Consider the following 11,695-nt stretch of genomic DNA (forward strand, 5'->3'; position numbering starts at 1 on the left):
CTGCCGAGCATGGCTCGGCACTACAGCTCCCTCCCTTTGCCGTAGGCAAGGGGAGGGCGGGGAGGGGTAAACGCCTGTGCTCAGAATCCAACGGTCACGTTGGGATTGCGCGTTGCTCATCCCACCCTACGGCTGCATCTCACGAAGAGATGCTTCGCCAGCGACGCTTCAACGCGCCGCCGGCTGCTCAGCCACATCCTCATCAACGTCGGCTTCCACTTCCGGATTGGCATCGGCCACTGGCGATGGCGGGGTCGAGGGCACTTCTGCCGGTGTGGCCAGTGCATCGACTTCGTGTTTCTCCAGCATCTTGGCCTTGCGCCAGTTACCCCAGCGGTAATAGGCCATCACCATCACCATCGAGCAGAACGCGCTGACCGGGAAACTCCACCAGATCGCGTCCACGCCCAGCACCGGTTGCAGCCATTTGGCGAACGGCACGCGGATGCCCCACATCGCGACCGCCAGGATCAGCAACGGCGGCACCACCGCGCCGGTCGAACGAACCACGCCGGACACCACAAAGGTCACGCCGAAGAACAGGAACGACCACACCGAAATGTGGTTGAGGTGGCGGCCGATTTCCAGCGCCGGGCTTTCGCCGGGCAGGAACAGCGCCAGCGTGCTTCGATCAAACAGAATGATCGGTGCGATCAACGCGCCGGTCAGCAGGAAGTTGAACAACACGCCGGTACGCGCGGTGGCATGCACGCGGTCCCAGCGGCCGGCACCGACGTTCTGTGCGGCCATCGACGAACACGCCGCGCCAATGGCCATTGCCGGCATCTGCACATAGGTCCACAACTGCAGCGCGGCGCCATAGGCCGATGAGGTCTCCACGCCGTATGCGTTGACCATGGAGATCATCATGATCATCGCCAGCGAGATCAGCACCATCTGCAGGCCCATCGGCACGCCCTTGATCACCAGTGCCTTGAGGATCACCGGGTCGATCTTCAGCAGCGCGGCATCCTTGCGGCCCAGCCACAGCATGTGACGCTTGTTGCGCAGGTACAGCAGCATCGCCGCCAGCGCCAAACCCTGTGCGAAGAACGTGGCCCACGCGGCACCGGCAATGCCCAGTTCCGGGAACGGGCCAAGGCCGAAGATCAGCAACGGGTTGATGCCGATATCCAACAGCACCGACAGCAGCAGGAAGCGAAACGGCGTGCGTGCATCGCCGGCGCCGCGCAACGCCGCAGTGAAAAACGCGAACGCGTAGATCAGCGGCATGCCGAGGAAGATCACCTTCAGGTACGCCTCGGCCATTGGCAGCGATTCGGCGGGGGTGCCCATCGCCAACAGCAAGCGATGTGACAGGAACCAACCGGCCACCGCGATCACCACCGACAGACCGATGAAGAAGGTCGCGCTGGTGCCCATCACCCGGCGCGCCTGCGGCAGGTCTTTGGCGCCGATGGACTGGCCGATCAGGATGGTGGCCGCCATGCCGATGCCGAACACCGAGCCGATCAGGAAAAACATGATGTTGTTGGCGTTGGCCGTGGCGGTGAGTGCTGCCTCGCCGAGGAACTTGCCCACCCAGATCGCATTGACCGACCCATTCAGCGACTGCGCCATGTTGCCGGCGAGAATAGGCAGCGAGAACAGCAGCAGACTGCGCCCGATCGGACCTTCGGTAAGGGAGCGGGCTTGGCTTGCTTTCGACATTGGACGCCGCTGTTTGAATCGAGGCAGGCACACTAGCATCTTGCCGGTGACGACGCCGACGACTGGTATGCATCCCCCTGCGCCTGCGCAACCGGCTCTTGAAACGGAGACAACAGGAACACGATGAACCCCGAAGTCGCACCGATCCCCAGCATCCGCCTCGATGTGTGGCTGTGGGCCGCACGTTTCTTCAAGACCCGCAGCCTGGCCAAACAGGCGGTGGACACCGGCAAGGTTGACGTGGAAGGGCAGCGTCCGAAATCCTCGCGCGCCCTGCGCATCGGCGATGCCTTGCGCGTACAGCGCGGCGAAGAAGTATTTGAGCTACACGTCCTCGGCTTGAGTGACACGCGCGGCGCAGCACCGGTCGCGCAGGCGTTGTATCTGGAAAGCGAAGCCTCGAAGAAAGCGCGAGAGGAAGTGAGATTGCGCCGTGCCGCCGAGCGCACAGGTTATCGCGCGCCGGAACACAAACCGGACAAGCGTGCCCGGCGATTGATCCGCGCACTGGGTGATCTGGACGCCCTCTGACACCCGTCGTGCCGAGCCATTCCCGGCAGAAGCATTACCGGGAAAGCCCGTCGCCGAGCATGGCTCGGCACTACGCAAATAAAAACGCCACCTTGCGGTGGCGTTTTCGATCAACCTGCGGCAACTCGGCTCAGCGCTTGCCGCTGCCCAGCAGGCCGCTGCCCAGTTTGATCAGGTCGCTGACGCCGAACTGACCGTCGCCGTCCTGGTCCATCACGCTGGCCAACAGGCCGCCGCCGATGCCGCCGGCCTGCGTTACCTGCTGCTTCTCCTGGCCGAGCAACTGGGCCAGTCCACCGGCATCGGCCTGACTACCGCCGCTGGTCATGCGCTGCGCCAGGAAGGCCATCACGATCGGGGCCAAAATCTTCAACAGCTGGCCGGAGCTGCTCGGGCTCAGGCCGGTCGCCTGGGCCAGGCCGGTTTCAGCGCGGGTTTCGTTGCCGCCAAAGATGTGGCCAAGAATGCCAGCGCCATTGGCCGCCGCGCCGCCACCGCCACCGCCCAGCACCGAGCCCAACACGCTGCCGATATCCAGCCCGCTGTGATTGGTCTGCAGCGCGCCGAGCAGCGCTTGCGCGCCCTGCGGCTGGGCCGCGTTGTTGCCCAGTGCACCCATCAGCAAGGGCAGGGCCGCGCTGATGGCGCCGGACGCCTGCTGCGGATCCAGGCCCAATTGCTGGGAAACCTGCTGCAGGGGCGCGCCTTGCAGCTGGGAGAGAAGGTCGTCGGTCAGGCTCATGTCGTAGATTCCTTGCAATGAGTAACAGAGCGGGATGTTAACCCCGGATAGGGTGCTTGCGTGGGGGGCTTACATCAACGCCCGGGATGCATCAGCTGCAGCCCGGGCGCGGTGGTAACCAGAACGCCCCGCCGTATGGGCGGGGCGGGTGAATCAAAGCTCGATATCCTCGGCGCCTGGGGTGGCGGTCGGGAAATCACTGCCCGGGTGCGGCGGCGGTGCGAACGGATCGGCCGGGGTGGCTGCGGCAGCCGTCAGCTTCTGCAGCGATGCGGCAATACCGGCGCCGTAAGCCGGGTCGGCCTTGTTGCAGTTGTCGATGTGGCGCTGCTTGATGAAGTCCGGCGCATCGCCAAGTGCACGCGCGGTGTTGTCGAACAACCGCTGCTTCTGCTCGGCGTTGTAACTGCGGAACAGCGCACCCGGCTGGCTGAAGTAATCGTTGTCGTCTTCGCGGAAATTCCAGAAGTCGGCATCGCCACGGATCTTCAACGCCGGTTCGCGGAATGCCGGCTGTTCCTGCCACTGGCCGTAACTGTTGGGCTCGTAATGCGGCAGGCCATCGTAGTTGCCATCCACCCGCATGGCGCCATCGCGGTGGTTGCTGTTGACCGGGCAGCGCGCCGCGTTGACCGGGATCTGGTGGTGATTGACGCCCAGGCGATAACGCTGCGCATCGCTGTAGGCGAACAAACGTGCCTGCAGCATCTTGTCCGGCGACGGACCAATGCCCGGCACCAGGTTGCTTGGCGCAAATGCCGACTGCTCGACATCCATGAACCAGTTGCCCGGGTTGCGGTTGAGCTGGAAATGGCCCACTTCGATCAGCGGATAGTCGCTCTTCGGCCACACCTTGGTCAGGTCGAACGGATGGACGCGATAGGTTTCCGCATCCAGCTCCGGCATCACCTGCACGAACAACTTCCACGACGGGAACTCGCCGCGTTCGATGGACTGGAACAGATCACGAGCGTGGCTTTCGCGGTCCTTGCCGACCAGCACTTCGGCCTGCGCATCGGTCAGTGCCTGTACGCCCTGCTGGGTGACGAAGTGGAACTTCACCCAGAAGCGTTCGCCGCCTTCATTGATGAAGCTGTAGGTATGCGAGCCAAAGCCGTTCATGTGGCGGAAGCTGCGCGGGATGCCGCGGTCGCTCATCACCACCGTCACCTGCATCAGCGCTTCAGGCAGCAGGGTCCAGAAATCCCAGTTGTTGCGCGCGCTGCGCAGGTTGGTGTGCGGGTCGCGCTTGACCGCCTTGTTGAGGTCGCCGAACTTGCGCGGGTCACGCAGGAAGAACACTGGCGTGTTGTTGCCGACCAGGTCCCAGTTGCCTTCTTCGGTATAGAACTTCAGCGCGAAGCCACGGATGTCGCGCTCGGCATCGGCCGCGCCGCGCTCGCCGGCCACGGTGGTGAAGCGGGCGAACATTTCAGTCTGCTTGCCCACGGCCGAAAACAACTTGGCGCGGGTGTACTTGCTGATGTCATGGGTGACGGTGAAGGTGCCGAACGCACCGGAACCCTTGGCATGCATGCGGCGCTCGGGAATGACCTCGCGATTGAAGTTGGCCAGCTTCTCCAGCAGCCACACGTCTTCCATCAGCAGCGGGCCACGCGGGCCGGCGGTCTTGCTGTTCTGGTTGTCCACCACCGGCGCACCAAAGGCGGTGGTCATCGGCGTCACCGGCGCATCGCCATGCTTCTGCGTGGGCGTGGTGCTGGTGTCGCGCTGTGCCTGCGCGGCCTGCTCGGGCGAGGGGGCGGCATGGTACGGACAGGTAGGTTTGGTGTCGCTACTGCTCATGGCTGGCTCCAGCTGGCTAAGGGTGAATCTTGAACCGACTGTAGGCATGAACAGGTGAAATGCCTAATCGAATGATCGATTCGCACCCATAGGATTTATCTATCGGAGTGGCTGGGATGAATATGCACCGTTTCTGGTCATGACAGGTCTGCTGTCATCAAGGCCAAATGGCAGCGGATGGAGCCGGCCCGCTATGCTGCGCGGTCTTCCCTTGCGGCAGTTGTCATGACCCAACGCGCCACCCGATTGCTGCACCTGCTCGATGAGCTGCGTCGGCGCCGCAAGCCGGTGCGTGGTGCTGAATTGGCGCAGCGGCTGGAAGTGAGCCTGCGGACGGTCTACCGGGATATCGACGCATTGCGCGGACAGGGGGCCGATATCGCTGGTGATCCCGGGGTCGGCTATCAGTTGCGGCCGGGTTTCATGCTGCCGCCGATGATGTTTTCGGCCGAAGAACTCGAAGCGGTTCTGCTCGGCGCGCGCTGGGTGGCGTCGCATGGCGATCCAGAACTGGCGGCAGCGGCCGACACCGCCCTGCAGCGGATCACCAGCGTGTTGCCGGAAACCCTGCGCCTGCAGGTGGAGACCAGCGGCCTGTTCGCACCGCACTGGCATGCGGTGCCGCCGGAACCGTGGTTGCCCGCGTTGCGACGTGCCATCCGCGACGGCAATGCCGTGCGTATCCAGTACCGCGATGTCGAAGGCAGGGTGAGTGAACGCATGATCTGGCCGTTCGCGATGGCCTTCATGGCCGATGTCCGCATGCTGGCGGCGTGGTGCGAGATGCGTGCTGATTTCCGGCACTTCCGTGCCGACCGCTTGTTGGCGCTGGAAGACACCGCGCAGCGCTATCCGGCGCAACGCCATCAACTCTTGAAGCGTTGGCGCGCGCAGTGCCTCACCGACAAGTGATGCATCACTGCTGACAGCGGCTGTCAGCAGCCCCTACGCACACTGTGGGCTCCTTACCACGCAGGTGCCTGACATGTCCGACACGCTCACGTTCCATACCCACCCACAATCGCGCGGCCGCATTACCCGTTGGATGCTGGAGGAAACCGGCCTGCGCTACGACGCGGTGATACTGGAGTACGGCGCCAGCATGAAGTCCGCGCAGTACCTGGCGATCAACCCCATGGGCAAGGTGCCGGCGCTGCTGCAGGGCAGTACGGTCATCACCGAGAACGCAGCGATCTGTCTGCACCTTGCGGATCTGGCGCCCTGGAAGGGATTGTTGCCGCCGGTGGGCAGCGCCGAACGCGGTGCGTGCTACCGCTGGGTGTTGTTCGCGGCCGGCCCGTTGGAGGCGTTCGTCACCGACCGTCGTCATGGCGCGCTGGCACCGCCGATGGAGGCCGGTTACGGCAGCGCCGCCGATCTGATGCACACATTGGAAACGGCGGTGGCCGGCAAGCGCTATCTGGTGGGCGATAGCTTCACCGTCGCCGATCTGTATATGGCGTCCTTCCTGAGCTACTACATGCGCATCGGTGAGCTTGAGGCCAAGCCAGCGTTCCAGCAGTACTGCGCGGTGCATCTGCAACGGCCAGCGTCCGTGCGTGCCGGTGAACTGGACGATGCGCTGGTGGCGGAGGGCGCAGCCGCTGCTTGAGCCGCCTTTGGGCAGGTCGTACTGAACAGCGCTGACGCAGGTGGCTCCCTTCTCCCCTTGCGGGACAGCAGCCGCCTTTTTGGGGGAAGGTGCCCGAAGGGCGGAAGAGGGGCGGCGTGCACCGCATGCCTGCGTGGTCACCCATTGGAGCCTTGAGTGAGTTGGCCGGCTACGAGGCGCCCTCTCCGCAACCCCTCTCCCATGAAGGGAGAGGGGCTTGAAGCAGTGGGCTCGCGCCTCGACTAGATCAACGACTTCACCCGGTACAGCGCTTCCAGCGCCTGCTTCGGCGTCAGTTCGTCCGGGTCAATCGCCTGCAGTGCGTCCAATGCAGCCGAGTTGGGCGCGGCGAACAATCCAAACTGCTGCGGTGCGTCCAATGCCTGCGGCGCCATTGATGCCGCCTGCGTTTCACCGCCGCGCTGCTCCAGTTCCGCCAGGCGGCGCCGTGCCTGCGCCACGGTGGAACGCGGCAGGCCGGCCAGTGCGGCCACCTGCAGGCCGAAGCTGCGATTGGCTGGGCCATCCTTCACCGCATGCATGAACACCAGGCGCTCACCGCCGTTCTTGTCGGTGTGTTCCACTGCATCCAGGTGCACGTTGGCGATGCCACTGGCGCCGCCTTCGTGGCTTTCATCGGCCAGTGCGGTGAGCTCGAAGTAATGCGTGGCAAACAGCGTGTAGCAACGGTTCTGATACGCCAGATGACGTGCCACTGCATCGGCCAATGCCAGGCCGTCATAGGTGGACGTGCCACGGCCGATTTCATCCATCAGCACCAGTGAGTGCGCGGTGGCGTGATGCAGGATGTAGCTGGTCTCGGCCATCTCCACCATGAAGGTGGATTGGCCCTTGGCCAGATCATCACCGGCGCCGATACGCGTCAGGATGCGGTCGATCGGGCCGATCACCGCGCGGCGGGCCGGGACGAAACTGCCGATATGCGCCAGCAGCACGATCAGCGCGTTCTGCCGCATGTAAGTGGACTTACCGCCCATGTTTGGGCCGGTGATGACCAGCATGCGGCGGTCCGGGTGCAGGTCGATGTCGTTCGGCTCGAACGGCGCATCGCGCACGGCTTCCACCACTGGATGACGGCCGCGTTCGATGCGCAGGCACGGTTCTTCCTGCAGTTCCGGTTGCGCCCAATCCAGCGCCTGCGCACGTTCGGCGAAGGCGGCCAGTACGTCCAGTTCGCTGAGGCCGGCAGCGCAGCGTTTGAGCGGCTCCAGATGCTCGGCAACGATGTCGAGCAGGCCTTCGTACAACAACTTCTCGCGGCTGAGCGAACGCTCGCGCGCGGACAACACTTTGTCCTCGAAGCTCTTCAGTTCCTCGGTGATGTAGCGCTCGGCATTGGTCAGCGTCTGCCGGCGGGTGTAATGCACCGGCGCCTTGTCGGCCTGACCCTTGCTGATTTCGATGTAGTAACCGTGCACGCGGTTGTAGCCGACTTTCAATGTGGCGATGCCGCTGGCTTCGCGTTCGCGTTGTTCCAGGTCGATCAGGAACTGGTCGGCATGCGTGGACAGTCGGCGCAGTTCGTCCAGCTCGGCGTCGTAGCCTTCCGCGATCACGCCACCGTCGGACAACTTCAGCGGCGGTTGTTCGGCAATCGCGCTGGCGAGCAGATGCGCGCTTTCGTCATGCGAACCCAGTTCGGCGCGCAGCTGCTGCAGGCGCGGCGAATCCAACCCGTCCAACAGTGCGTTGATGGCCGGTAGCATGCCCAGGCCATCACGTAGCGTGGAGAAATCACGCGGGCGTGCCGAGCGCAAGGCCATGCGGGTGAGGATGCGTTCGATATCGCCGAGCGCGCGGAAGCTTTCGCGCAGGTCGGCATCGGTGCCGCGATCAATCAGCGTGGCGACCGCATGATGACGCTGCTGCAGCACGTTGCGCAGGCGCAGCGGACGGTGCAGCCAGCGGCGCAGCAGGCGCCCGCCCATCGGCGAGACGGTGCTGTCGAGCACACCGAGCAGCGTGTTGCGGGTGTCGCCGTCCACGCGTGTGTCCAGTTCCAGATGACGACGCGTGGCGGCGTTCATCGCGATCGCTTCGCCGGCGTTTTCCATCGCGATGGATGTCAGATGCGGCAAGCGCTGCTTCTGGGTTTCCTCGACGTAGCCGAGCAGGGCGCCGGCAGCGGCGGTGGCGCGCGGTTTGTCGTCCAAACCGAAGCCGGTGAGGTCGTGCAGTTTGAAGAAGTTCAACAGTTGCCGACGGCCGCTGTCAGCGTCAAACAACCACGGCGCACGCCGACGCACGCCGTTGCGCTGGCGCAGGAACTCGGGCCAGTTTTCCTCATCGGGAACCAGCAGCTCGGCCGGCTCCAGACGGGCCAGCTCGGCTTCCAGTGCATCGTCGCTGTCGACTTCATTGACCAGGAAGCGGCCGCCGGCCAGATCGGCCCAGGCCAGGCCGTAGCCAACCTTGTTGCGTGACAACGCCATCAGCAATGTGTCGCGGCGCTCGTCCAGCAGCGCCTCGTCGGTGACGGTGCCGGGCGTGACGATGCGCACCACCTTGCGTTCGACCAGGCCCTTGGCCAGCGCCGGATCGCCGATCTGCTCGCAGATCGCCACCGATTCACCCAAGGCCACCAGACGCGCCAGATAGCCTTCATACGAATGCACCGGCACGCCAGCCATCGGAATCGGCGCACCACCGGAGCTGCCGCGCTGGGTCAGGGTGATGTCCAGCAAGCGCGCGGCCTTGCGCGCGTCGTCGTAGAACAATTCGTAGAAATCGCCCATCCGGAAGAGCAGCAGCAGGTCCGGATAATCGGCCTTGGCGGCGAAGAACTGCTTCATCAACGGGGTGTGTTCGGGCTTTTTCTCGGTCACGCGGAGTCCACTTCAATTGCCGGGCAGGGAGCTGCCATAAGGGCGCCATTGTAGGCGCTGGCCCCTGTAGGGCGAAGCGGCGGATGCGCAGTGTCCGGGGGACGGCTATCCGCCCTTGGCCACGTCCAGCATCCGCCGCCGGAAGAACGGGTACAGCGCCGCGCTGAACAGCATCGCCACGGTGGCGTAGGCCAGCAACTGGGCGTCGGCGCCGAGCAGGGCGTACAGGCAGTAAGCGACGGCGGCGGCTGCGGTGAGCAGGCAACCGGCGCGCAGCAGGCCGGTTTCGTTGCGTTCCAGCGTGGTGGCGGCCAGTGCGCCGGCTGAGAACAGGTAGGGAATGATGGTCAGCAGTACCGCGATGTTGGTCAGCTGGTCGAATTGCCGGGCCAGCGTGGGCGAGGAGGTCGCCAGCAGCAGGATGCTCATCAGCACCGCCACGATCATCAACCCGACGCCCGGCATGCCGTGGCGGTTGAGCCGGCAGAACACGCGCGGGAACAAGCCGTCCTCGGCCGCCGCCTTGGCCGATTGCCCGACCAGCAGCATCCAGCCGCCGAGCGCGCCCAGCGATTTGAAAATGGCGCACAGGGCGATCACCACCACGCCCCAGGGGCCAACCATCAACTGCGCGACATCGGCGAACGGCGCCGACGAATCACGCAGCTGCTCCATCGGCACAATGCCCATGATGACCAGCGAGCAGCTGATATAGATCACCGCCGCCAGCGCCAGACCCAGCAGGGTCGCCAGCGGAATGTTGCGCTTGGGGTTGTCGATGACATCGGCCGATACCGCCGCGCTCTCCACGCCCATGAAGGCCCACAGCGCGATGGATGCACTGCGCGAGATCGCCGCGCTGTCTTCCATGCCACTGACGTTCCAGCCAGCCTTGAACAAGGTCGCATCGAACCACCACCAACCGGCGATGGCGATGCTCAGGATCGGAATCAGCGCGAGCAGCAGGGTGCCGGTTTCCAGCGCGCCGATCCAGCGGGCGCCGCGTGCGTTGGCCAGGCTCAACAGCCAGATCACCGCCAGGGTGAAACCCAGTCGCGGATACAGCTCCTGCAGCAACGGCCACAGATGACTCAAGTAGCCGGTGACCACCAGCGCGATGGCGACGTTGCCGATCCAGTTGCCGAACCAATAGGCGTAGTTGCTGACAAAGCCGATGTAGTTGCCGAACGTGTCGCGTGCATAGGCGTAGGGGCCGCCGGGTTGCGGATTGAGTTGCGACAGGCGTGCGAACACCAGCCCCAGTGCGATGGCGCCGGCCGTGGCGATCAGCCAGCCAACCGACGAGATGCTGCCGACCGTGGCCAGATTGGCCGGCAGCAGGAACACGCCGGTGCCGATCATGTTGCCGGCGACCAGCATCGTCGCCATGGTCAGGCCCATCTTCTGCGGGGCAGGGCGGCTCATGTCCACGCCGGGTCGGAAGTGAAATCGATGGTGAGCCAGAACCGGCCCGAACGCGCGTCGAGACGGGTGGCGATGTCATCGCGCAGCCGGTCGACGTCGCCGATGCTGCCCAGTTGGGTTTCCGGCGTTGTGAGGATGTGGATCTCGATGAACTGCATGCGCCCGATCTTGGCGACATGGCTGGTGAAGCTTTCAAACTGATGCTCGCTGACGAACTGCTGCATCACCTGCTGCACATGCCGGTCCAGATCATCCGGCGCGACCTGCAGTACCTCGCGTGCCGCCTTCCACGCTGCGCGCAGCGGCACCGGCAGCGCGACCAGACTGATGCAGGCCAATACCAGCGGATCCATGTAGGGAATCCAATGCGCATACGCGCCACCGCGCAGCGCCAGTGCGATGACAAACGACAGCACCACGGCAAGGCTCATCAACCCGGTCAACAGCCACGCGCGCGCATCCAATGCCAGCAATCCGGATTGCAGGCGGCGCGCATGATGGCCGATCCACACCGCCATGGCCAGGTCTACCACGGCCAGCAGTGCAGCCCAGACCAGTCCCGGGCCCAGCCGTGTTTCGTGACCATCCCCGCTGAAGCCGATCACTGCATTGGCCAGCGCATAGACGCAGGCCAGACTGAGGATGGCGCCGCCCAGTGCTTCGACCATGGGTTCCAGATGCCAGAACCCGTACTGGAAACGCGGGCTCTGTTCGTTGGCCATCAAGCGCAGCACGGCCAACGCGACCAGCGTCAATGCCACATCCACCAGGCTGTAGATGCCATCGAACAGGATCGCCTGCGAGCGCGCCAACATGCCACCAACGAAGCCGATCGCAGCGACCAGTACGGTCCCTGCGATCGACAACTGCAATACCCGTTGTTCCTGGCGTGTGCTGGTCATTGGAGGGAGACGTGGCTCTCGGCTTGTAAGCCCCTCTCCCGTTCACGGGAGAGGGGTTGGGGTGAGGGCGCGTTTGATTGCGTTTTGCTGTTGCGAGAGCAAAGAGCGAAGTTCAAAGAGCAAGACGCCCCTCACCCGCCCTTCGGGCACCCTCTCCCGT

9 protein-coding genes are annotated in these 11,695 nt (G+C 64.4%); 3 read left to right on the forward strand and 6 right to left on the reverse strand.

Features of this window, described 5'->3' with window-relative positions; genetic code table 11:
- Nucleotides 1-168: 168 nt before the first annotated feature.
- On the reverse strand, nucleotides 169-1,671 hold the full coding sequence (locus ACREP4_RS08545) for an MATE family efflux transporter (protein WP_431595765.1): 1,503 nt from the start codon (nucleotides 1,669-1,671) through the stop codon (nucleotides 169-171).
- Nucleotides 1,672-1,794: 123 nt separating this feature from the next.
- On the opposite strand from ACREP4_RS08545, the gene ACREP4_RS08550 reads away from it, so the two are divergent.
- Entirely contained in the window at nucleotides 1,795-2,202 is a 408-nt protein-coding gene (locus tag ACREP4_RS08550) for an RNA-binding S4 domain-containing protein (RefSeq protein WP_431595766.1), read from the forward strand.
- 130 nt (nucleotides 2,203-2,332) lie between these two features.
- On the opposite strand, the gene ACREP4_RS08555 is transcribed toward ACREP4_RS08550, so the two are convergent.
- A complete protein-coding gene (locus ACREP4_RS08555) occupies nucleotides 2,333-2,944 on the reverse strand; it encodes a DUF937 domain-containing protein (RefSeq protein WP_431595767.1) in 612 nt (203 codons plus the stop codon).
- Nucleotides 2,945-3,097: 153 nt separating this feature from the next.
- Entirely contained in the window at nucleotides 3,098-4,750 is a 1,653-nt protein-coding gene (locus ACREP4_RS08560; protein WP_431595768.1) for a catalase, read from the reverse strand.
- Between the two features lie 225 nt (nucleotides 4,751-4,975).
- On the opposite strand from ACREP4_RS08560, the gene ACREP4_RS08565 reads away from it, so the two are divergent.
- Nucleotides 4,976-5,662, forward strand: coding sequence for a helix-turn-helix transcriptional regulator (locus ACREP4_RS08565; protein WP_431595769.1), 687 nt, complete (start codon nucleotides 4,976-4,978; stop codon nucleotides 5,660-5,662).
- A gap of 73 nt (nucleotides 5,663-5,735) precedes the next feature.
- Nucleotides 5,736-6,362, forward strand: coding sequence for a glutathione S-transferase family protein (locus ACREP4_RS08570; RefSeq protein WP_431595770.1), 627 nt, complete (start codon nucleotides 5,736-5,738; stop codon nucleotides 6,360-6,362).
- Between the two features lie 242 nt (nucleotides 6,363-6,604).
- On the opposite strand, the gene mutS is transcribed toward ACREP4_RS08570, so the two are convergent.
- From mutS to ACREP4_RS08585, 3 genes are all read right to left on the reverse strand, one after another.
- Complete coding sequence (mutS, locus tag ACREP4_RS08575; protein WP_431596147.1) at nucleotides 6,605-9,175, reverse strand: DNA mismatch repair protein MutS; 2,571 nt, start codon at nucleotides 9,173-9,175, stop codon at nucleotides 6,605-6,607.
- A 138-nt stretch (nucleotides 9,176-9,313) separates the two neighbouring features.
- A complete protein-coding gene (locus ACREP4_RS08580; RefSeq protein WP_431595771.1) occupies nucleotides 9,314-10,633 on the reverse strand; it encodes an amino acid permease in 1,320 nt (439 codons plus the stop codon).
- Nucleotides 10,630-11,535, reverse strand: a complete 906-nt coding sequence (locus tag ACREP4_RS08585) for a cation diffusion facilitator family transporter (RefSeq protein WP_431595772.1) — start codon at nucleotides 11,533-11,535, stop codon at nucleotides 10,630-10,632. The genes ACREP4_RS08580 and ACREP4_RS08585 overlap by 4 nt, the downstream gene beginning before the upstream one ends.
- Between the last annotated feature and the right edge of the window lie 160 nt (nucleotides 11,536-11,695).

It is taken from the genome of Stenotrophomonas sp. (genome assembly GCF_050737575.1).
Lineage (GTDB): Bacteria > Pseudomonadota > Gammaproteobacteria > Xanthomonadales > Xanthomonadaceae > Stenotrophomonas.